We start from the raw sequence: 20,400 nt of genomic DNA on the forward strand, positions 1-20,400 counted from the left end.
GCGCGCCCCGGAATGACAAAGGTGGTTCTGATCGCGTTGCCCAAATGAGTGTTGGAAGGGATTCGTGTGTCATGGCGAAGGACGAGGTTCAGGACCAGGCGGCTTCCGCGCTCATCGACGCGAAGATCGCATCGCTCACCGACTGGCGCGGTGCGACGCTGGCACGGATGCGCGCACTGATCCGCGAGGCCGATCCCGATGTGGTCGAGGAGGTGAAGTGGCGCGGCGTGCCGGTCTGGTCCCATGGCGGGATCATCTGCACGGGCGAGACCTACAAGAGCGTGGTCAAGCTGACCTTCATGAAGGGCGCTTCGCTGGCCGATCCCGCCGGCCTGTTCAATTCCAGCCTGGAGGGCAATGCCCGCCGCGCCATCGATATCCGGGAGGGCGAGGTGGTGGATGCGGGTGCATTCAAGGCTCTGATCGGCGAGGCTGTCGCGCTCAATATCTCCGGCAAGAAAGTCCGCTGAACCTGGAACGGGTTCGCTAGAATTCGAGTAAACGGCTTGATTCAAGCCCATTTCGGGGCAGCATCCGCCCAACATTGCCGAATTGTCATGAAAGTCGCCGGCTTTTCGCCATAGTCGATATCGATCCTCTTCCTCACGACCAGCGGAGGCCGTGCAGATGGCGGAAACAGACGAGCTGAAGGCAGGGGCGATTGCACTGCAGCGGTTCGGTCTGGGGCCGAAGCCCGGTCAGGGCGAGGCGGCGCGGGCGCAGATTCGCGACAGGCTTCTGGCGGAGATCGCAGCCGGTAGCGTCGCACAGCCCGAAGGCGTGACCTTTTCCAGCGCTGCCGAGATCGGCAAGGCGCTCTACGATTTCGAGGATCAGGAGAAACGGGAGCGCGAGGCGCGCCGCGCTTCCGTCGCGCCGGTGCCTCAAGGCACGCAGGTCGCGAATGCCGCGCCGCAGGTTGCTCCGGTGGGGGCTCAGAACCAGATGGCTCCGGCACCGAAGCCCGCAAACGAGCCGGCGCTGCCCTATCGGACCTATCGCGACGAGGTGAAGGCGCGGGTCGATCTCGCGCTCGTGGCTGAGACGGGCTTCGGCGAGCGGCTGGTGATGTTCTGGTCGAACCATTTCTGCATCAGCGCGACCAAGAGCAACATGTGCCGGATCATGGCCGGTGCCTATGAGCGCGAGGCGATCCGCCCGCATGTCTTCGGCCGCTTCGAGGACATGCTGATCGCGGCGGAGAGCCATCCGGCGATGCTGGATTTCCTCGACAACCGCCAGTCGGTCGGCCCGAACTCCCCGGCGGGGCGGCGGCGCGGGCGCGGGCTCAACGAGAATCTCGCCCGCGAGATCCTGGAACTGCACACGCTCGGCGTCTCCGGCGGCTATGCGCAGGCGGACGTGACCAATCTCGCCCGGATCATCACGGGCTGGACCGTGGTCGGGCGCGAGGGCGTGCTCGGCTTTCCCGGTTCCTTCGCCTTCAACGCCGGCTTGCACGAGCCCGGCGCGACGCCGCTGCTGGGGCGCCGCTACGACCAGCCGGGCAAGGCGCAAGGTATCGCCGCGCTGAGCGATCTCGCGCGCCATCCGGCGACGGCGAAGTTCATCGCGATGAAACTCGCCCGTTATTTCGTAGCCGATGCGCCGCCAAGTGCACTGGTCGAGAAGCTGGCCGGCGTGTTCCGCCAGAGCGATGGTGATTTGCCGAGCGTCTACCGTGCGTTGATCGAGGATGACGCTGCCTGGAAGGCGCCGGCCAGCAAGATCAGGTCGCCGCAGGAGTTTCTGCTGGCCTCCTATCGCGCGCTCGGCCGCAAGCCCGACTTCGGCCAGATCATCGGACCGGCCGGCGTCATGGGGCAGCCCTTCTGGCAACCTTCCGGTCCGAACGGCTATGCTGACGACAATGCGGCCTGGGCTTCGGCCGAAGGGCTCAAGACGCGGGTCGATGTCGCCGCCGGATGGGGGCGGCAGGCGGCGGGCTCGGTCGCCGATCCGCGCGTGCTCAGCGACGACATCCTTGGGCCGCTGCTTTCGCCCGAGACGAAGCAGGCCGTGGCACGGGCCGAGAGCAAGCCGCAGGCGCTCGCGCTCCTGCTGATGTCGCCCGAATTCCAGCGGAGGTGACGCCGATGGTCGATCACGACGACGATGATTGCGAACGGATGACACCGTCGCGCCGCGCCGTGCTCGGCGCAGCCGGCGCGCTCTTCGCGTGGTCCTTCGTGCCGAAATTCGCCTATGCGGCGGCAGGCTCGCGCGATCCGCGCTTCCTGCTGGTCATCCTGCGCGGCGCGCTCGACGGGCTTTCGGCCGTGCCGCCGATCGGCGATCCCGATTATGCCGGCCTGCGCGAGGGCATTGCGCTCGCCAAGGACGGTGCGGAGGCGGCGCTGCCGCTCGACGGCTTCTTCTACCTGCATCCGGCCATGCCGAACCTCGCGCGGCTCTACAAGCAGGGGCAGGCGACGATCGTCCACGCCGCGGCGACGGGGTATCGCGAGCGCTCGCATTTCGACGGGCAGGACGTTCTGGAGAGCGGCCAGCCCGGCGCGGGCGCGACCCAGAGCGGCTGGCTCAACCGCCTGATCGCGAATCTTCCGGCCGGCGAGGGCATCTCGCGCAAGGGTGTGCTCGGCGTCGGCGTCGTGCCGCCGCTGGTGGTGCGCGGCGATGCGCCGGTGCTGGGCTGGGCGCCGCCGCGCATGGCGCGCGCCGGGAGCGACCTGACGATGCGGCTGGCCGATCTCTACGGCCAGCGCGATCCGGGCTTGGCGCGAGCTCTGGCGCAGGCGATCGAGACCGAAGGGCTGGCGCAAAGGCGCGGCATGGCCGGCGAGCAGAAGGGCGGTGGTGGGCCGGATTCAGCCGACGGCATGCGCCGCATCGCCGAGGGTGCGGCGGCGCTGGTCGGCGCCGATGACGGGCCGCGCATCGCGGCGCTGGCCTTCGAAGGCTGGGATACCCATGCCAACGAGGGCGGAGCCAAGGGGCGCCTCGCCAATCTGCTCGGTGGGCTCGACGGTGCCTTCGCCGCCTTCGAGCAAGGGCTCGGACCGGTCTGGAAGGATACGGTGGTGATGGTCGCGACCGAGTTCGGGCGCACGGCGGCCGTCAACGGCACGACCGGGACCGACCACGGCACCGGCACGGTCGCCTTCCTCGTCGGCGGTGGGGTGAAAGGCGGCCGGGTCGTCGCCGATTGGCCAGGCCTGAAGTCCGAGCAGCTCTACCAGAACCGCGATCTCAAGCCGACGACCGATATCCGCGCCGTGGCCAAGGGCGTGGTGTCGGAGTTGTTCGGATTATCCGGCCCGGTGCTGGCGGAGAGGGTGTTTCCCGAGACCGGCGGGCTTGCCCCGATGTCCGGGCTTATCGCCTGAGCACGGCGCCGAGCCGCGCCGCGCTGCTGCGAAACCGGGCGGCGTGTCCACGAATCCTGAAACGGGCGAGTTCGATGCGACCACGCGTATCGAAGGAGCCAGCGACAGCGAGCGAACGGGCAAGGACGGTTGCGGCTTCGTCGAAGCGGCCTTCGTCATAGAGAGCATTGGACAGCACCCGCAGCATCTCGGGGTGCTCTTTCGTCAACGCCACCGCCCGCTCCAGCGCAGCGAGCGCCTCCTCGATGCGGCCGGCGAAGCGAAGCTGCTCGGCCAGCGTCACCCAGGTGAAATGGGCGGTCGGGTTCAGATCGAGGGCGCGGCAGGCGAAGGCGACGGCGCGTTCCGGATTGCGAGGCCCGACTGCACGGGCGAGTGCGATGAAATAGGAGGTCGAGCTTCGACGGTGATCGCGTGCCGTGCGCAGCAACGCGGAGAAGTCGGTCTCACCTGCGAGGACGCCGAGCGCCAACGGACGAAGCAGGCCGCATTCGCCGAGATAGGTGCCGGACGGATGCCCGGAGAAGGGCAGGGCGATCCGCCGCACCGGCATTTCGCCCGCGATCAGTTCGACATGGCGGCGGTCGAAGGCATGGGCGGGGTCGTAGACGATCACCGCGTGCAGGTCCGCGGGCAGCGGCCCGGCGAGTTCGGGCCGCCAGCGTATGCGGTTGACGGTCTTGGCCCAGCGGGTGTCGAAGCCCGTCCTGTCGCGCTGCATGCTGTATTGCGGCGAGATCGCCAGCGCGCTCGTCGCGCCGATCATCTTGCCGAAGCGCAGGGCGGCATAGCCGCCCATGCTGGAGCCATAGGCGAGGACGCGGCGATAGGGGGCCGTCGCTGCCGCAACCGCCGCGACCATCTCGCGCCATTCCGGCTCCTGGTACCAGGAATTGCGCCGGTTCACGACATGGATCGTGGGAAGGCCCGCCTGTGCGAACGCAGCCTCACCGAAGGCCGGACGATCGAGATCGGGATCGTCCGTGTAGGAGTCGAAGGTGACGACACAATCCTCGCCCGGGCGCCGCGCTGCCTTAACCAGCAGGTTGTCCGAGCGAAAGAGGGTGTCGGTCACATCAGGCGTTCCGCGAACCGAGACTTGCTCCTCAGGCCCAGGCGCGCTGCTTCAGCTTTTCCTCGAAGGCATCGATCTTCGTGCCCTTCTCCATGGTCAGGCCGATATCATCGAGGCCGTTGAGCAGGCAGTGCTTGCGGAACGGGTCGATCTCGAAGGTGATCTCGCCGCCGTCCGGGCCCTTGATCGTCTGCTTCTCGAGGTCGATCGTCAGCGTCGCGTTGGAGCCGCGCTCGGCATCGTCGAACAGCATGTCGAGCTGCTGGGGCGTGACCTTGATCGGTAGGATGCCGTTCTTGAAGCAGTTATTGTAGAAGATGTCGGCGAAGCTGGTGGAGATCACGCAGCGGATGCCGAAATCGAGCAGCGCCCAAGGGGCATGTTCGCGAGAGGAGCCGCAACCGAAATTGTCGCCGGCGACGAGGATTTCCGCCTTGCGATAGGCCGGCTGGTTCAGCACGAAATCCGGGTTCTCCGAACCGTCATCCTTGTAGCGCATCTCCGAGAACAAAGCGGTGCCCAGGCCGGTGCGTTTGATCGTCTTCAGGTACTGCTTGGGGATGATCATGTCGGTATCGACATTGACCACCTTCATGGGCGCGGGCGTCGAGGTCAGGGTGGTGAAGGGCTGCATGGTTCTTGTCCTTGCTCTTGGCCGGGCTCAGCCGGCCACCTGTTCGATGGCTTCCATGTCCTCGTCGGAGAAGCCGAAATGGTGGCCGATCTCGTGGACCATGACATGCGTGACGATCGAGCCGAGGCTCTCGTCATGTTCGGCCCAGTAGTCGAGGATCGGCCGGCGATAGAGATGGATGGTATTGGGCATCTGGCCGGTCTGGGGGCTGAAACCCTGCTGCGGCAGGCCGACGCCGCTGAACAGGCCGAGCAGGTCGAACGGGCTTTCCGCCTCCAGCTCCTTCAGCACGTCGTCTTCGGGAAACTCGGTGACGTTGAAGATCACGTCCGAGCAGAGCGCGCGGAACTCCTCCGGCAGGCGGTCGAAGGCGGCCTGAGCCAGAACCTCGAACGCATCCTGCGACGGCGCCTTGACGCCGTCCCAGTCGATCTCAGCCGATTTCGTGACCCTGGCGTCCACGGTCTTGCCCATCACCAGATTTTCAGTTGGTGGCCGAGCCACCAGGCCAGCACGATGACGCCGAGGAGCGAGAGAGAGCGGCCGATACGCCGGCCCCAGAGCTCGACCTTGTCGCCCTCGGGCGCATCGGCGCCCGAGAAGTGATCGGCCGCCCGGCCCATCGAGGAGCCGAGCAGGCTTTCGCTGTCGCGCTTGACCCGGTCCAGCGCCGCCTTGGATTCGGCTTCGCGGCCGGCTTCACGGGGATCGTTCGACATGGTCAGTTCCCCGCCTGTCCGCCTCAGCCCAGCGTGCGGACGTCGACGAAGCGGCCGGTGAGGGCCGCCGCCGCCGCCATCGCCGGCGAGACGAGATGCGTCCTGCCGCGATAGCCCTGACGACCCTCGAAATTGCGGTTCGAGGTCGAGGCTGCCCGTTGGCCGGGCTTCAGCTGGTCCGGGTTCATGCCGAGGCACATCGAGCAGCCGGGCTCGCGCCATTCGAAGCCGGCGGCGATGAAGATCTTGTCGAGGCCTTCGGCCTCGGCCTGCTCCTTCACCAGGCCGGAGCCGGGAACGATCATGCCGTAGTCCAGGCTCTCATGGAGCTTCTTGCCTTCGACGATCTTCGCTACGGTGCGCAGGTCCTCGATGCGGCCATTGGTGCAGGAGCCGATCCAGATCACGTCGAGCGGGATGTCGGTGATCTTCGTGCCGGCGGTCAGGCCCATATATTCGAGCGCGCGCTTTTTCGAGGCGCGCTTGACCTCGTCGGCGATCAGCTCCGGATCCGGAACCGCGCCGGTGACCGAGATCACGTCTTCAGGCGAGGTGCCCCAGGAGACGATCGGCGGCAGGTTGGCGGCGTCGAGGCGGACTACGCGGTCGAAATGCGCGCCCTCGTCGGTGCGCAGCGTCTCCCAGTAGCGGACGGCCGCATCCCAGGCGGCGCCCTGCGGCGCCTTGGGGCGGCCCTTCAGATAGGCGAAGGACTTCTCGTCCGGCGCGACCATGCCGGCGCGGGCACCGCCCTCGATCGACATGTTGCAGACCGTCATGCGGCCTTCCATGGTCAGGCCGCGGATAGCCTCGCCGGCATATTCGATCACCGAGCCGGTGCCGCCGGCGGTGCCGATCTCGCCGATGATCGCGAGCGTGATGTCCTTGGCGCCGACGCCGGGCGCAGGCGTGCCGTCCACCTGGACGAGCATGTTCATCGCCTTTTTCTGGATCAGCGTCTGGGTGGCGAGCACATGCTCGACCTCCGAGGTGCCGATGCCGTGGGCGAGGGCACCGAAGGCGCCATGCGTCGAGGTGTGCGAGTCGCCGCAGACGATCGTGGTGCCGGGCAGGGTGAAGCCCTGCTCGGGGCCGACGATGTGGACGATGCCCTGGCGCTTGTCGAGCTCGTTGAAATACTCGACGCCGAAGTCGCGGGCGTTCTTGGCGAGCGCCTCGACCTGGATGCGGCTTTCCTCTTCGGCGATGCCCTTGGTGCGGTCGGTCGTCGGGATGTTGTGGTCGACGACGGCGAGCGTCTTCTCGGGCGCGCGGACCTTGCGGCCGGTCATGCGCAGGCCTTCGAAGGCCTGCGGGCTCGTCACCTCATGGACGAGGTGGCGGTCGATATAGAGCAGGCACGTGCCGTCATCCTGCCGGTCGACGACGTGGTCGTCGAAAATCTTGTCGTAGAGCGTCTGGGGACCCTTGGTCGCGGTCATGGCTTGTTCTCGGTCTGCGGAAATCTGCGGGAAATCATGCGCCGGCTCGCTTTGGGCCGGCACGCAAAAACGGTTCGCCTGTCGCCGGCCGCACGGAAGCGGCCGGTCTCAGGCGCCGGTAAGGCCTGCGGCAATGGAAGCGGTAAAGCGGCCGAAAAAGCGCCAGGGCAAACGGGCATGGTCATGCAGCGCGGCAAAGTCCTGCGTCGTCGGCAGGGGCGGCAGATGGCCCTCTGCCTGCACGGCGCTGAAGCGCTGCATAGGATGCTCACACGGCGACATGGCTACTGTTTAGCAGTTCCAATCAAGCCGGACAATCGATGCCGTTGCAGCCTGGCCATCAGCGTGACGCAGAGGTATTGACGCTGACGACCACGGACATGCCGGGCGCCAGGCGTTCGGCAAGCGGCTGGCCGGGGTCGACTGTGATGCGGACCGGCACACGCTGGGCGATCTTGATGAAGTTGCCAGTCGCGTTGTCGGGCCGGATGACGCTGAATTCGGAGCCGGCCGCCGGCGAGAAGCGCTCGATCTTGCCCGTGAGGACGGCGTGGCGGAGCGCGTCGACAGTGAAGCTCACAGGCTGGCCGGTGCGCATGCCGGCGAGCTGCGTCTCCTTGAAATTGGCGATGACCCAGACCTGATCCGGTACCAGCGCCATCAATTGCGTGCCGGCAGAAACATATTGGCCCAGCCTTGCCGAGACCTCGCCCAGCCGCCCGTCTTGCGGCGCGGTGATGCGGGTATTGCTCAGGTCGATCTCGGCGAGATGGACCGCGGCCTCCGCGCCCTCGACCGCGGCGACCAGCGACTGACGGTTGACGATGGCGGTCTGGATGTCCTGGCGAGCGACATCGACGGCCGCGTTGGTGGCGGTGATCGCGGCACGAGCCTGGTCGAGCGCCTGCTGGCTCTGGTCTGTCGAGGTCTGGCTGACGACGCCGCGTTCGCGCAGTGGCTCGATGCGGCCCCAGTTGGCCTCGGCGGTGCGCAAGGCGGCCTCGGCGCTGGCGACATTGGCCTCGGCGGCGCGCAGGCGGGCTTCGGCGGCGGCGCGTGACTGGTCGGAATTCGCAAGTGCGGCGCGCTGTGCGGCGAGGCCGGCGCGGGCCTGCTCCAGCTTCTGGGTGAAAATCCGGTCGTCGATACGCAGGAGCAGGTCGCCGCGCTTCACCGCTGCGAAATCCTGTACCGGCACCTCGGCGACATAGCCGGCGAGTTGCGGCGCGATGAGCGTGACCTGACCGCGGACATAGGCGTTCTCGGTCACCTCGACGGCACTGGTGAATGGCGGCAGCCGCCAAGCGTAGAGGATGATGCCGAGGCCGACGAGGCCGATGGCGAGTGCAATGTAGGTCGAGACGGAGCGGAGGATGCGGGTCATGGCGGGGCTGGACGTTCAGAGGGCGGGTTGAGCACTGGTTGCGCCGGAACGCTTGCGTAGCTGCAGGAAGGCGACGTGGCAGAGGAGCCCGACGAGAGCGAGGCTTGCGATCGCGGAGATCAGCATGAAGGCGTCGTTGTAAGCGAGTACGATCGCCTCTTGCGCCGCGCGCTGCGTGAGCAGGGTGACGCCCTCCGCGCGCATCAGTGCCGGGTCACTCAGGACATGGCCATAGACGCTGCCGAAATGGCTGAGGCGCTGGGCCAGGAGCGGCTCGGACAGCACGAAATGCTCGGCGAGCACATTGAAGTGGAACGCCGTCCGCAGCGTGATGAAGCTGCCGAAAAGCGCCGAGCCGAGCAGGCCGCCAATGCTTTGTGTGAACAGGAAAACGGTGATGAAGCTCAGGATAAAGATCGGGCCGCGCGTGATGACGCCGCCCATGCCCTGAGCCATCGCCGCGGGCAGGAACAGGCCGGAGCCATAGGCGACGAGCGCCTGGCTCAGCCGGATATCGTGCGGCCGGGTCAGGCTGGTGGCGCCGCTGTCGAGCCAGGCTCCGAGCGCGACGCAGGCGAGTGCCGTGCCGTAGAACCAGTTTTCGCGTCCGGGCCGCAGCAGCAGCGCGCAGGTCAGGCCGCCGGCCAGGATCGCGCAGAGGATGACCGCGTAGAGCGGCATCGTCTGCTCGTTCTGGATGCCGAGCGCCTGAAAGAAGTTGGAGGCGCCGACCGTCTGCTCGGCGAGCACGATACGCATCAGGAGAATGGCGCAGGCGAAATGCAACGTCGCCGGGCTGGTCAGCCAGCGGATGTCGATGAGCGGGCTGTCACGGTGCAATTCGACGATCACCGCCAGCGTCAGGCAGATGACGGCGAGAGCGAAGAGCATGCCGAGCCAGGGCGCCTCGAACCACCAGTAGATCCGGCCGAGGCTGAGCGCGACCGCGATGGCGCCGAAGCCGATTGCGATCAGCAGGTAGCTGACGATGTCGAGCGGGCCGATCCATTTCACCCGCGGCGGCGTGGTCAGCGGCAAGGCGAAGACGAAGCCGAAGGCAACCATCGCCAGGCCCATCTCGAACAGGGTGAGGCCATGGAAGCCGCCGAGATCAAGCAGCCAGGGCGAGATCAGCCGCGTCACGGGGATGCCGAGCGTGGTGTTGGTCAGCGCCAGCGACAGGCCGACGGTGAGCTTCTTCTGCGGCGGCAGGGGCTCGATCATGTAGAAGAAGGCGAGCGACGACATCGGCGCCGCCGCCATGCCGCTCATGAAGCGCACGACCACGGCCGATGGCAGGTCATGGACGAAGACAAGGTTCAGGAAGGCAGCGAGAACGAAGCCCGCGAGGCTCATCTCGGCGAAATTGCGCAGGCCGTATTGCATCCTGATCTTGATCAGGGCGAGCGAGAGCGAGACGTTCGGGGCCATGTAGGCGGCGATCAGCCAGTTCGTCTCGGCTAGGGTGGCGCCGAGCTCGCCCTGGATCTGGTAGACATTGGTGTTGACCAGGTTCGCGCCGATCTGCTGCGTCATCGCCAGCGTCACCGAAGCCAGCATGTAGGCCAGCGCGCGGGCTGGCGGCATCGTCAGACCTGCCGGGGCCGGCGGCGATGCGGCCGGCGTTGCGGAGGCTTCGGACGCGCTCATGGGGCGGCGCTCCGGCCTGCCGCGATATTGCGTGAAGTGCGGCGCAGGACGTCGAGCGCCGCTTCCAGCTCTTCCGGTGCGATGCCCTGCAGGATGCCGGCGCGCAATTCGGCCAGGAAATCCAGGATATCCTGAGCTTGGGCGCGGGCGGTCTCTGTCAGGAAGACGCGGCGGGCGCGGCGGTCGCCCTCGACCGTGCGGCGCTCGATCATGCCGTTACGCTCAAGCCCGTCGAGGAGCCGGACCAACGTCGGCTGCTCGATATCGAGCAAACCGGCGAGATCGGACTGGGTCGGGCCGTCCGCCTTGGCGAGCTCCATCAGCAGGCGCGCGCGCGACAGGGTCAGGCCCATGTCACGCGCGCGGTCGTCGACGAGCGCGCGCAGCTTGCGGTTGACGGCGGCAAGCTCGCCGGTGAACGAGGCCTGAAGCTGGGTAAGATCCATAGCGTCAACATAAATAGCATGCTAATGATTTGCATGCTTATATGCGCATAAGGTGCATATCAAGTGGAATTTATTTCTATCGATATGCGTTGATGGAATGTCTGGGCGCAGCTTCAGGCACAAAAAAACGCGGCCCCGAAGGACCGCGTTTCAATCTCGTTGCGCTGAGGCTTCGGCTTACTTGCCGGAAGCCTTCTGGCCCTTGGCGGGCTTGGCGTCGACGCGCTCGGCGATACGGGCCGACTTGCCGCGACGATCACGCAGGTAATAGAGCTTGGCGCGACGCACCTTGCCCTTGCGGATGACCTTGATCGAGTCGAGGTTCGGCGAGAACAGCGGGAAGACGCGCTCGACGCCCTCGCCATAGGAAATCTTGCGGACGGTGAAGCTCTGGTTGAGACCGCCGCCGTTGCGGGCGATCACGACGCCTTCATAGGCCTGGACGCGGCTGCGCTCGCCTTCCTTGACCTTGACGTTGACCTGCACGGTGTCACCGGGCTGGAAGGCGGGAATGGCCTTGCCTTCGCTCAGCTTGGCAATCTGCTCGGCATCGAGCTGTTCGATGATGTTCATGGGTCTCTCCATGGCCGTATTCGCGCGGAAGCGCGGGCTTTCGGCTCGCTGTTTTCAGTTGAGTGCGGGGCCTTACAGGAGCGCGCAGCATTTGTCGAGCGGCAATGCCGGCTTGTTGGCCACGCTGCCGGCATGCATAGCGTTGGCGGCAGCGACACGCCAGCGGACGAGATGCCATGCCCGACACCACTCCGAAGACCGCCCTCGTCACCGGCGCCGCGCGCGGCATCGGCCTCGCCACCGCCAAGCGCTTCCTGACTGAGGGCTGGCAAGTCGGCCTGCTCGATATCGACGGGGCCGGCCTCCAGCGGGCAGCGGCAGAGATCGCCGCGCCGGAGCGGACGCTGGTGCTGACCTGCGACGTGGCGATGCCGGCGCAGCTCGAATCGGCCTTCGCCGGCATGGCCAAGCGCTTCGGGCGGCTGGATGCCCTCGTCAACAATGCCGGCACGGCGGTGTTCAAGCCCCTGTTGGAGACGACCCATGACGAGTGGCAGCGGGTGCTGGCGGTCAATCTGACCGGCCCGTTCCTGGCGACGCAGCTCGCGGCGCGGGCCATGGCCGACAATGGCGGCGGCGCCGTCGTCAACATCACCTCGATCTCGGGCTTGCGCGGCTCGACGCTGCGGGTCGCCTACGGCACTTCGAAGGCGGCGCTGGCGCATCTCACCAAGCAGCAGGCGGTCGAGCTTGCGGGGTTTGGCATCCGCGTCAACGCAGTCGCGCCGGGGCCGGTCGAGACCGCGATGGCCAAGGCGGTGCACAGCCCGGAAATTCGGGCGGACTATCGCGATGCCGTGCCGCTCGGCCGCTATGGGCTGGAGGAGGAGCTGGCCGAGGCGATCTTCTTCCTCTGCTCGGACCGGGCGACCTACATCACTGGGCAGGTGCTGGCCGTCGATGGCGGCTTCGACGCTGCCGGCATCGGGCTTGCGACGCTCCGTGGCGAACGCCGTAATCTTTGAAAGGTCGCGCTGAAACGAGATCGCAGCAGCTTCGAGCTCTGCTTTTGTCATTCCGGGGCTTCGCGCAGCGAAGCACCCGGAACCTACGACCGGCCGAGCCGCGCCCCGCAGACATCTGATGCCTCACCCGGTCGTGGGTTCCGGGTTCGCGCCGGCGGCGCGCCCCGGAATGACAAGGACGGTGCAAGAGATCCGGCGGATCAGAGAAAACGCCTTTATTCCATCGCTTCGCGCTTCTTCAGCAGCTCGTTGAGCATGTCCTGCTGCTCGCTGAGCCGGTTGGCGAGGGCCTCTTCCACGGCGGCGCCGGAGGCTCCCGTCGCCTGTTCCATCAGCTCGGAGATGTTGCGCCTGAGGAGGGCGATGCGTTCGTCCAGGTCAACTTGCGAAGCGTTCTGAGGCATCGGCAGGTTCTCCATGTTCCATCGCCGCCGCGCCAGCGGCTCGCTCCGTGGAATGCCGGACGACCCTCCATGTCCTCCGGCTGCGGCGCACGGAGCCGTGAGCTTGTCGTCCGCGCTTCCCGGTGAGTGCGGTCCGGCGGAAGCGCGATGAAATCACAGGTCACCGCGGCAGGATAGCCGCGCCCCGTGTCGACGGGCGTAGCAGGGGCGGAGCCTGCGAGCCGCTGCTGCCACCGACAAAGCGCTTGCGTCCTTTCCGGATCGGCGCGAACCTCTCCTCAACTGCCTCTCCGACGGCCGCCCGACCCTGTCGGGCCCGAGCGACCGCCGCCCATCCGGCGTGAGCGCATTCGCTGTTCCCGCCGGCTTCCACCGTGCCGGAGCCGGGGCCGCTCGAACCTCTCCTCCATCGCGGCCAGCCCCGAAGGAGGAAGTCATGCCCGCATCGGCACAGAATGGCGGTTCCGCAGCCGGTACCCGACGTGCGGGGCCGCGATGCATCGCGATCGTCGGCCCCTTCCAGAGCGGCAAGACGACGCTGCTCGAAAGCATCCTGATGCGATGCGGCGCGCTCACCCGCACCGGCACGGTCAAGGGCGGCAACACGGTCGGCGATGCGGCGCCTGAGGCGCGCGCGCATCAGATGAGCACCGAACCCACCGTCGCGGCCGTCGATTTCCTTGGCGATACCTTTCATTTCATCGATTGCCCCGGCTCGGTCGAGTTCCTGCACGAGATGCGCCATGTGCTGCCGGCGGTGGATGCGGCCGTCGTCGTCTGCGAGGCGGATGACCGCAAGGCCCCGGCGCTGGAGCTCGTGCTGCGCGAGCTGGAAGAGGCCGACATCCCGCGCTTCCTGTTCCTCAACAAGATCGACACGGCCTCGCGCCGGGTGCGCGAGACGCTCGGTATCCTGCAACGGGCCTCGCGGACGCCGCTGCTGCTGCGCCAGATCCCGATCTGGAAGAACGGTATCGCCGTCGGCTTCATCGACCTCGCCCTGGAGCGGGCCTTCATCTACCGGGAGCATGCGCCGAGCGAGATCGTGCCGCTGGCGGCCGACGAGGCGGGCCGCGAGAAGGAAGCGCGCTTCTCGATGCTGGAGCGGCTCGCCGATTACGACGACGAACTGATGGAGGAATTGCTGGGGGATATGGAGCCGCCGCGCGACCGCGTCTTCGACGATCTCGCGCGCGAATTGCAGCATCGCCATGTCGTGCCGGTGCTGATCGGCGCGGCCGAGCGCGGCAATGGCGTGACGCGGCTGCTCAAGGCGCTCAGGCATGAGGCGCCGAGCTTGGCCGAAACGCGCGGACGCACCGGCATCCTGCCCGAAGGCCCGCCGCTCGCGCAGGTGATGAAGACCTGGCATTCGAGCCAGGGCGGCAAGCTCTCGCTGGCCAGGGTGATGCGCGGCCGGCTGGCGGAGGGCGATGTCGTGACCTCGTCGGGCGGTGTCGAGGCGCGCATCGCCGGCGTCGTTTCCCTGAAGGGGGCCGAGCAGAGCCGGAAGCCTGCGGCGGAGGAGGGCGAGGTCGCCGGCTTCGCCAAGCTCGACGGCATCGCGACGGGCGAAGCCTTCATGCTGGGCAAGGCGCGGGCGAGCGTGGTCAGCGCGGTCGCGCCGCCGGAAGCCGTGCATGCCTTCGCCATCGCGGTGAAGGACCGCAAGGACGATGTCAGGCTGGCGGCTGCGCTCCAGCGCCTGACCGAGGAGGATACGGCGCTGGCGGTGACACAGGTGCCGGAGCTCAGCGAAACCCGCCTGTCGGGGCAAGGCGAGATGCATCTGCGCGTCGCGCTGGAGAAGCTCGCCGGCCGCTATGGCGTCACCGTCGCCAGCAAGGCGCCGCAGGTCGGCTATCGCGAGACGATCCGGGGCCAGGCCGGCGCGCGCGGCCGGCATCGCAAGCAGAGCGGCGGCCATGGCCAGTATGGCGACGTGGTGATCGAGGTCGCGCCGCTGCCGCGCGGGGAGGGCATCCAGTTCGTCGACAGGATCACCGGCGGTGTCGTGCCACGCCAGTATATCGGCTCGGTCGAGGCCGGTATGCGCGATTTCTGCGAGAAGGGGCCGCTCGGCTTCCCGATCGTCGATGTCGCTGTGACGCTGACGGACGGCTCCTACCACACCGTCGATTCCTCCGACATGGCGTTCCGGCAGGCGGCGCGGCTCGCCATGAACGAAGCGATGCCGCAGGCGAAGCCGGTGCTGCTCGAACCGATCCTCTCCGTCGACGTGGTGATCCCGTCGGAGGCGATGTCGCGGGCCTCGGCCCTGATCTCCGCCCGGCGCGGGCAGATCCTCGGCTACGACACGCGGCCCGGATGGCGCGGCTGGGACCAGATCAAGGCGCTGGTGCCGGAAGCGGAAATGACCGGCCTGATCGTCGAACTGCGCTCGGCCACGTCCGGTGTCGGCTCGTTCAGCGCACGCTTCGACCATCTCGCGGAACTCGCCGGCAAGCCGGCCGAGGCCGTGGTCTCAGCCCAGGCACTCGCCCTCGCCCAAGGGCGCTGATTCCAGAGAAAACGCCCGTCCTTCCCACCGGGAGCCATTCATTGGCTCCCGGATCGGGCTTGATTTCGCGCGAGGTGAACTGTTTAGATGTGAACATTGTATGGTCTTTGATGGCGGGTGCTTGCGCTCCCGACCACCGTTCCGCACTGTACGATCATCAAAATGCACCGGAACCCGTCGCGAGGCGGCTAACCGGGCGAGAGGGAGGGAATTATGACTGCGACCGGCGCCACGCAGGCCAGGAACGCCCTGCGCCCCTGGCTAGCGCATTATCCGCCGGCCGTTCCGCCGGAACTCGACGAGGCCAAGGTCGGCACGCTGGCGGACCTGATCCGCTTTGCCTGCTCGACCTATGCCAGTCGCCCGGCCTTCGAGAGCTTCGGCAAGACGATCACCTTCGCCGAGACCCGCCAGGCGGCCGAGTCCTTCGCCGGCTGGCTGCAGGCCAAGGGGCTGAAGAAGGGCGACCGCGTCGCGCTGATGATGCCGAACATCCTGGCCTATCCGGCGGCGCTTTTCGGCGTGCTGCTCGGCGGCTTCACCGCCGTCAACGTCAACCCGCTCTACACCGCGCGCGAACTGACCCACCAGATTAACGATGCCGGGGCGCGGGTGCTCGTGGTGATCGAGAACTTCGCCCATGTCGTCGAGGAGGCCAAGCCGAACCTGAAGCTCGACGCCATCGTCGTCGCCACGGCCGGCGACCTGATGGGCTTCAAGGGCAAGATCGTCAATTTCGTCGCGCGCCGCATCAAGAAGGTGGTGAAGCCCTACAACCTGCCGGGCTCGGTCGGTTTCCAGCAGGTTCTGCAGAGCGGCGCCCGGATGGCGTCGGTGACGGTGGTGCCGGACGATGTCGCCTTCCTGCAATATACCGGCGGGACGACCGGCGTCGCCAAGGGCGCGACGCTGACGCATCGCAATGTCGCATCCAATGTGCAGCAGGCCGGCTTCTGGCTGGAATGGGTGCTGGAGCCGCCGCTCGGCCGCAGCGACTACCAGCATGTCATGGTGACGGCGCTGCCGCTCTACCATATCTTCGCGCTGACCTGCTGCTGCATGTTCATGCTGCGCATCGGCGCCAAGAGCCTGCTGATCGCCAACCCCCGCGACATTCCCGGCTTCATCAAGACACTGAAGGCGAGCCGCTTCACGCTCTTCTCCGGCGTCAACACGCTGTACAACGCGCTCGCCAACCATCCCGAGATCAGGCAAGTCGACTTCTCCGAGATGCGCTTCGCGGTGGCCGGCGGCATGGCGACGCAAGCTGCGGTCGCCAAGCAATGGAAGGCCGTGACCGGGCGCCCGATCATCGAGGGCTATGGCCTGTCCGAGACCTCGCCGATCGCCACCATCAACCGGCCCGACCTGACCGAGTTCAGCGGCACGATCGGCTATCCGATCCCCTCGACCGAGATCGCGATCCGCGACGCCGAGGGCAACGACATGCCGATGGGCGAGGCCGGCGAGATCTGCATCCGCGGCCCGCAGGTCATGGCGGGCTACTGGAACCGCCCGGACGAGACCGCCAAGGCGATGACGGCCGACGGCTATTTCCGCAGCGGCGATGTCGGCGTCATGCTGCCGGACGGGCAGGTCAAGGTCGTCGACCGGATGAAGGACATGGTGCTGGTCTCCGGCTTCAACGTTTATCCGAACGAGGTCGAGGACGTGCTGGCCGCGCATCCGGGCGTGCTGGAATCGGCCGTGATCGGCCTGCCGGACGAGCATTCGGGCGAGGCGGTCACCGCCTTCGTCGTGCGCAAGGACCCGACCCTGACGACGGATGCGCTACGCGCCTTCTGCAAGGAGAACCTGACCGGCTACAAGGTGCCCAAACAGATCTTCTTCCGCGAGAGCCTGCCGAAGACCAATGTCGGCAAGGTGCTGCGCCGGGCGCTGCGCGAGGAGGTCGTCGCCAAGCGCTGACGCTGGGCGACGAGCCGATCACGCCGGTCGATTCCTTCTTTATCCGCAATAACGGCCATCTGCCGGAGATCGACGACAGTACCGAGTGGCGGCTGATCATCGACGGCGAGGTCGAGCGCCCGGCTGTCTGGACCGTCGAAGGTCTGTGTCAGCGCTTCGAGACCGTCACGGTTACTGCTGTCCTGGAATGCGCCGGCAATGACCGCTCGCGCTTCTCGCCGGCGACGGACGGGCTGCAATGGCGGCTCGGCGCCGTCGGCTGCGCGCGCTGGACCGGGGTCCAGCTGACGGACGTGCTGGAGCATGCAGGGCCAAAGCAAGGCGCAATCTATACCGCGCATCACGCGCCGGACCGTCAGATCGGTAAGCCAGAGAAGGCTGCGCTCTCGCGCGGCCTTCCGATGGCGAAGGCGGTGGCTCCGGAAACGCTGATTGCCTTCGCCATGAATGGTGAACCCTTGCCGCGCCTGCATGGCGGGCCATTGCGCATTGTCGCGCCGGGCTATCCCGGCTCGGCCTGGCAGAAATGGCTCGACCGGATCAGCCTGCGCGCTGTCGAGCATGACGGCGAGAAGATGCGCGGGATGGATTATCGGATGCCGATCCGGCCGGTTCGTCCCGGCGAGCCGCTCGACCCCGCGAATTTCGCCGTCATCACCGACATGCCGGTCAAGTCGCTGATCACGGCTCCATCAGATGGCTTCGTGGTGAAGCAGGGCGAGCGATTGAAGGTCGCGGGCTTCGCCTGGAGCGGGGCGGTTCCGCTGGAATCGGTCGCGCTCTCCGGCGATGGCGGTGAGACTTGGAGCGGCGTCGAATTGCAGGCTGGCGAGGGATGCTTCGCCTGGCGGCGCTTCGAGGCGGAGATTGTCGCGGAGCAACCGGGTCCGTTCGCCGTCATGGCGCGGGCGCGGGATGCTGCGGGCAGTGTCCAGCCGCTGGAATCGGTCTGGAACCCGCGGGGATATTGCAACAATCAGGTCCAGCGCGTGCGCGGTTCCGTGGTTGCGTGAGGCTTTGAACCTTTTGGCGGGTTGCTGCGTCTAAGGAATGGGTCTGCCATTCCGGGCATGGCTCTGCCGCCTCGGTCACTCCTCCTCCCATCGGCGACCGAGGCGGCTATTCTTCCCAGAGGAACGCGTTCAAGCTGCCAGAAGCGCCCTGCTGTCGGCGGCGTGGCTGGTGACCGGCAGGATTTCACCCGGCGCGATGTCGCTGGCGAAGCGGATCAGCGTGAAATCCTCGGCGCGGCCGGTATTGCCGCGTTCGGTCAGGACGCTGAGCGGACGGCCGATGCGTTCCGCGAGATGGCGCTGCTGCGCGGCGCTTGCCGCAGCACGTAGCCTTGCAGCACGTTCCGAGACGATCTCCCCCGAAAGCTGCGGCATGCGCGCAGCCGGCGTGCCGGGGCGTGCCGAATAGGGGAAGACATGGACGAAGCTGAGCCCACATTCCGCGACGAGATCGAGCGAGCGGGCGAACATGGCCTCGTCCTCGGTCGGGAAGCCGGCGATGAGATCGGCACCGAAGACGATATCGGGGCGCAAGGCGCGGATCTCCGCGCAGAAGCGGATGGCATCGTTGCGGCCGTGGCGGCGCTTCATGCGCTTGAGGATGAGGTCGTCGCCGGCCTGTAGCGAGAGATGCAGATGCGGCATCAGGCGTGTCTCGGTCGCGAGCAGGCCGCGTAGCGCGTCATCGACCTCGACCGCGTCGATCGAGGAGAGGCGCAGGCGCGGCAATTCGGGCAGGGCGCGCAGGATCGCCCCCGCGAGCGCGCCCAGCGTCGGCTCGTCGGCCAGATCGCGGCCATAGCTGGTGAGGTCGACGCCGGTCAGCACGATCTCGCGGGTGCCGCCTTCCAGCAGGGTACGGCATTGCGCGACGACATCGGCGATGGCGAGCGAGCGCGAATTGCCGCGCCCGAAGGGGATGACGCAGAAGGTGCAGCGATGGTCGCAGCCGTTCTGGACCTGGACGAAGCCGCGCGTATGGCTAGCGAAGCGGCCGGTGACGGGCGCACGCATGGCGGTGCGGGCCATGATGTCGCCGACGTCGAGCTTGTCGGCGGTGGCGATGTCGGGATGGCCGAGGCTGTTGGAGCGGGCAAGCGCGGCCCAGTTCTCGGGCCGTAGCTTCTCGTCATTGCCGAGGACGCGGTCGACCTCCGGCATATCGGCGAAGCGCGTGGGCTCGATCTGCGCAGCGCAGCCGGTGACGATGACGGGCCTGTCCGGCTGCTCGCGCTTGAGGCGGCGCACGGCTTGCCGCGCCTGCCGGGTCGCCTCGGCCGTGACGGCGCAGGAATTGACGATGGCGGCGCCTTTCAGCCCGGCTGCCTCCGCCTGGAGCCTGAGCGCCTCGCTCTCGACGATGTTGAGGCGGCAGCCGAAGGTGACGACCTCCAGGGCCATTACGCCGCCTGATCGAACAGGGCCGGGTCGAGCGTGCCTTCCCATTCGAATTCGACCGGGCCGGTCATCAGGACATGGCCGTCGCGCTCGCGCCATTCGATGGCGAGGTCGCCGCCGGGCAGGCTGACGGTCGCCTTGCGGGCGGTGAGCTCGCGGCGCACGCCGGCGACCAGCGCCGCGCAGGCACCCGAGCCGCAAGCCTGGGTGATGCCGGCACCGCGCTCCCAGACACGCAGCACGATATGGTCGGGCGCCTTCACCGCGGCGAGCTCGATATTGGCGCGATCGGGGAAGATCGGATGGTTTTCGAGCAGCGGGCCGATCTGCTCGAGATTGTAGGCATAGGGGTCTTCGACGAAGAAGACCGCGTGCGGATTGCCCATGTTGACGGCGCAGGGCGTGTGCAGGATCGGGTTATCGATGGGTCCGATCTGGAGCTCGAAGCGGCTGGTATCCTCGAAGGGCTCGGCCAGCGGGATCTGGTCCCAGGCAAGGCGCGGCGCACCCATGTCGACGGTGAAGAGCGTCTCGCCCTCGCGCACCGCCGGCAGCAGGCCGGCCTTGGTCTGGAGCGCGAGATGGTTCTTGGCAGCATCGCCCATCTGCGGGTCGGCGATCATCGCCCAGGCGACGCAGCGCGTGCCGTTACCGCAGGCGCCGGCTTCCGAGCCGTCAGTGTTGTAGATGCGCATAAAGGCATCGGTGCCGGGCGTCACGGCATCGTGCAGGACCATGAGCTGGTCGAAGCGGGCGCGCGGCTCCGATGCGATGGCGCGGGCCTCGCTTTCGCTGACGACATGCTTGCTACCGCGCAGGTCCAGCACCGTGATCTGGTTGCCGAGCCCGTTCATCTTCAGGAACCGGCGATTGGCCAGAGCGTTCATTTGGTCACACGTC

The 20,400-nt window shown here is 67.1% G+C and carries 20 protein-coding genes; 7 read left to right on the forward strand and 13 right to left on the reverse strand.

Annotated features, from left to right (window positions below; all coding sequences use genetic code 11):
- Window positions 1-71 precede the first annotated feature (71 nt).
- The 3 genes from AC6RIC_RS09065 to AC6RIC_RS09075 all read left to right on the forward strand — a co-directional run bounded on the left by AC6RIC_RS09065 (window position 72) and on the right by AC6RIC_RS09075 (window position 3,347).
- Window positions 72-470 (forward strand): DUF1801 domain-containing protein, encoded by a 399-nt coding sequence (locus tag AC6RIC_RS09065; protein ID WP_499735925.1) that lies wholly within the window; start codon window positions 72-74, stop codon window positions 468-470.
- A 157-nt stretch (window positions 471-627) separates the two neighbouring features.
- On the forward strand, window positions 628-2,091 hold the full coding sequence (locus AC6RIC_RS09070; RefSeq protein ID WP_454655991.1) for a DUF1800 domain-containing protein: 1,464 nt from the start codon (window positions 628-630) through the stop codon (window positions 2,089-2,091).
- Between the two features lie 5 nt (window positions 2,092-2,096).
- Complete coding sequence (locus AC6RIC_RS09075) at window positions 2,097-3,347, forward strand: DUF1501 domain-containing protein (RefSeq protein ID WP_499735926.1); 1,251 nt, start codon at window positions 2,097-2,099, stop codon at window positions 3,345-3,347.
- Here the strand turns inward: AC6RIC_RS09075 and AC6RIC_RS09080 are convergent.
- The 10 genes from AC6RIC_RS09080 to rplS form a co-directional block, all read right to left on the reverse strand.
- Window positions 3,337-4,422, reverse strand: a complete 1,086-nt coding sequence (locus AC6RIC_RS09080; protein ID WP_499735927.1) for a tetratricopeptide repeat protein — start codon at window positions 4,420-4,422, stop codon at window positions 3,337-3,339. The genes AC6RIC_RS09075 and AC6RIC_RS09080 overlap by 11 nt on opposite strands.
- 31 nt (window positions 4,423-4,453) lie before the next feature.
- Window positions 4,454-5,056: a 3-isopropylmalate dehydratase small subunit gene (gene leuD, locus AC6RIC_RS09085; protein ID WP_454655994.1), complete on the reverse strand. Its 603-nt coding sequence runs from the start codon at window positions 5,054-5,056 to the stop codon at window positions 4,454-4,456.
- 27 nt (window positions 5,057-5,083) lie between these two features.
- Entirely contained in the window at window positions 5,084-5,530 is a 447-nt protein-coding gene (locus AC6RIC_RS09090) for a metallopeptidase family protein (RefSeq protein WP_499735928.1), read from the reverse strand.
- Window positions 5,530-5,775: a hypothetical protein gene (locus tag AC6RIC_RS09095; protein WP_454655996.1), complete on the reverse strand. Its 246-nt coding sequence runs from the start codon at window positions 5,773-5,775 to the stop codon at window positions 5,530-5,532. Before AC6RIC_RS09095 ends, AC6RIC_RS09090 begins: the two co-directional genes overlap by 1 nt.
- Before the next feature lie 23 nt (window positions 5,776-5,798).
- On the reverse strand, window positions 5,799-7,217 hold the full coding sequence (gene leuC, locus AC6RIC_RS09100) for a 3-isopropylmalate dehydratase large subunit (protein ID WP_499735929.1): 1,419 nt from the start codon (window positions 7,215-7,217) through the stop codon (window positions 5,799-5,801).
- A 108-nt stretch (window positions 7,218-7,325) separates the two neighbouring features.
- Window positions 7,326-7,478 carry a hypothetical protein gene (locus AC6RIC_RS09105; RefSeq protein WP_454655998.1) on the reverse strand — a complete coding sequence of 51 codons (153 nt, stop codon included), beginning with the start codon at window positions 7,476-7,478 and terminating at the stop codon, window positions 7,326-7,328.
- A 79-nt stretch (window positions 7,479-7,557) separates the two neighbouring features.
- Window positions 7,558-8,601, reverse strand: a complete 1,044-nt coding sequence (locus AC6RIC_RS09110; protein ID WP_499735930.1) for an HlyD family secretion protein — start codon at window positions 8,599-8,601, stop codon at window positions 7,558-7,560.
- Between the two features lie 15 nt (window positions 8,602-8,616).
- Window positions 8,617-10,251: an efflux MFS transporter permease gene (locus AC6RIC_RS09115; protein ID WP_499735931.1), complete on the reverse strand. Its 1,635-nt coding sequence runs from the start codon at window positions 10,249-10,251 to the stop codon at window positions 8,617-8,619.
- A complete protein-coding gene (locus tag AC6RIC_RS09120) occupies window positions 10,248-10,697 on the reverse strand; it encodes a MarR family winged helix-turn-helix transcriptional regulator (RefSeq protein ID WP_454656001.1) in 450 nt (149 codons plus the stop codon). Before AC6RIC_RS09120 ends, AC6RIC_RS09115 begins: the two co-directional genes overlap by 4 nt.
- Before the next feature lie 177 nt (window positions 10,698-10,874).
- Window positions 10,875-11,270: a 50S ribosomal protein L19 gene (gene rplS / locus AC6RIC_RS09125; protein WP_199088077.1), complete on the reverse strand. Its 396-nt coding sequence runs from the start codon at window positions 11,268-11,270 to the stop codon at window positions 10,875-10,877.
- A gap of 176 nt (window positions 11,271-11,446) precedes the next feature.
- Here rplS and AC6RIC_RS09130 point away from each other — a divergent pair, with 176 nt between their 5' ends.
- Complete coding sequence (locus AC6RIC_RS09130; RefSeq protein ID WP_499735932.1) at window positions 11,447-12,235, forward strand: SDR family NAD(P)-dependent oxidoreductase; 789 nt, start codon at window positions 11,447-11,449, stop codon at window positions 12,233-12,235.
- Between the two features lie 215 nt (window positions 12,236-12,450).
- On the opposite strand, the gene AC6RIC_RS09135 is transcribed toward AC6RIC_RS09130, so the two are convergent.
- The gene (locus AC6RIC_RS09135) at window positions 12,451-12,654 is read right to left on the reverse strand and encodes a hypothetical protein (protein ID WP_499735933.1); all 204 of its coding nucleotides are present in this window, start codon (window positions 12,652-12,654) and stop codon (window positions 12,451-12,453) included.
- A 421-nt stretch (window positions 12,655-13,075) separates the two neighbouring features.
- Here AC6RIC_RS09135 and AC6RIC_RS09140 point away from each other — a divergent pair, with 421 nt between their 5' ends.
- The 3 genes from AC6RIC_RS09140 (at window position 13,076) to AC6RIC_RS09150 (ending at window position 18,102) form a co-directional block, all read left to right on the forward strand.
- Window positions 13,076-15,160 (forward strand): elongation factor G, encoded by a 2,085-nt coding sequence (locus AC6RIC_RS09140; protein ID WP_499735934.1) that lies wholly within the window; start codon window positions 13,076-13,078, stop codon window positions 15,158-15,160.
- A 213-nt stretch (window positions 15,161-15,373) separates the two neighbouring features.
- Complete coding sequence (locus AC6RIC_RS09145) at window positions 15,374-17,089, forward strand: AMP-binding protein (protein WP_499735935.1); 1,716 nt, start codon at window positions 15,374-15,376, stop codon at window positions 17,087-17,089.
- Between the two features lie 98 nt (window positions 17,090-17,187).
- Entirely contained in the window at window positions 17,188-18,102 is a 915-nt protein-coding gene (locus AC6RIC_RS09150; protein WP_499736578.1) for a sulfite oxidase, read from the forward strand.
- Between the two features lie 129 nt (window positions 18,103-18,231).
- Here the strand turns inward: AC6RIC_RS09150 and mtaB are convergent, their stop codons facing one another.
- Together mtaB and dapF are read right to left on the reverse strand one after the other, a co-directional pair.
- On the reverse strand, window positions 18,232-19,503 hold the full coding sequence (gene mtaB / locus AC6RIC_RS09155; RefSeq protein WP_499735936.1) for a tRNA (N(6)-L-threonylcarbamoyladenosine(37)-C(2))-methylthiotransferase MtaB: 1,272 nt from the start codon (window positions 19,501-19,503) through the stop codon (window positions 18,232-18,234).
- A complete protein-coding gene (dapF, locus tag AC6RIC_RS09160; RefSeq protein ID WP_499735937.1) occupies window positions 19,503-20,387 on the reverse strand; it encodes a diaminopimelate epimerase in 885 nt (294 codons plus the stop codon). The genes mtaB and dapF overlap by 1 nt, the downstream gene beginning before the upstream one ends.
- Window positions 20,388-20,400 lie beyond the last annotated feature (13 nt).

It is taken from the genome of Allobosea sp. TBD101 (genome assembly GCF_059817965.1).

Bases quoted from the DNA above. Each gene is read 5' to 3' on its own strand.
- AC6RIC_RS09065 (WP_499735925.1), top strand. From the start codon at position 72: ATGGCGAAGGACGAGGTTCAGGACCAGGCGGCTTCCGCGCTCATCGAC.
- AC6RIC_RS09070 (WP_454655991.1), top strand. From the start codon at position 628: ATGGCGGAAACAGACGAGCTGAAGGCAGGGGCGATTGCACTGCAGCGG.
- AC6RIC_RS09075 (WP_499735926.1), top strand. From the start codon at position 2,097: ATGGTCGATCACGACGACGATGATTGCGAACGGATGACACCGTCGCGC.
- leuD (WP_454655994.1), bottom strand. From the start codon at position 5,056: ATGCAGCCCTTCACCACCCTGACCTCGACGCCCGCGCCCATGAAGGTG.
- AC6RIC_RS09090 (WP_499735928.1), bottom strand. From the start codon at position 5,530: ATGGGCAAGACCGTGGACGCCAGGGTCACGAAATCGGCTGAGATCGAC.
- AC6RIC_RS09095 (WP_454655996.1), bottom strand. From the start codon at position 5,775: ATGTCGAACGATCCCCGTGAAGCCGGCCGCGAAGCCGAATCCAAGGCG.
- leuC (WP_499735929.1), bottom strand. From the start codon at position 7,217: ATGACCGCGACCAAGGGTCCCCAGACGCTCTACGACAAGATTTTCGAC.
- AC6RIC_RS09105 (WP_454655998.1), bottom strand. From the start codon at position 7,478: ATGCAGCGCTTCAGCGCCGTGCAGGCAGAGGGCCATCTGCCGCCCCTG.
- AC6RIC_RS09110 (WP_499735930.1), bottom strand. From the start codon at position 8,601: ATGACCCGCATCCTCCGCTCCGTCTCGACCTACATTGCACTCGCCATC.
- AC6RIC_RS09115 (WP_499735931.1), bottom strand. From the start codon at position 10,251: ATGAGCGCGTCCGAAGCCTCCGCAACGCCGGCCGCATCGCCGCCGGCC.
- AC6RIC_RS09120 (WP_454656001.1), bottom strand. From the start codon at position 10,697: ATGGATCTTACCCAGCTTCAGGCCTCGTTCACCGGCGAGCTTGCCGCC.
- rplS (WP_199088077.1), bottom strand. From the start codon at position 11,270: ATGAACATCATCGAACAGCTCGATGCCGAGCAGATTGCCAAGCTGAGC.
- AC6RIC_RS09130 (WP_499735932.1), top strand. From the start codon at position 11,447: ATGCCCGACACCACTCCGAAGACCGCCCTCGTCACCGGCGCCGCGCGC.
- AC6RIC_RS09135 (WP_499735933.1), bottom strand. From the start codon at position 12,654: ATGGAGAACCTGCCGATGCCTCAGAACGCTTCGCAAGTTGACCTGGAC.
- AC6RIC_RS09140 (WP_499735934.1), top strand. From the start codon at position 13,076: ATGCCCGCATCGGCACAGAATGGCGGTTCCGCAGCCGGTACCCGACGT.
- AC6RIC_RS09145 (WP_499735935.1), top strand. From the start codon at position 15,374: ATGACTGCGACCGGCGCCACGCAGGCCAGGAACGCCCTGCGCCCCTGG.
- mtaB (WP_499735936.1), bottom strand. From the start codon at position 19,503: ATGGCCCTGGAGGTCGTCACCTTCGGCTGCCGCCTCAACATCGTCGAG.
- dapF (WP_499735937.1), bottom strand. From the start codon at position 20,387: ATGAACGCTCTGGCCAATCGCCGGTTCCTGAAGATGAACGGGCTCGGC.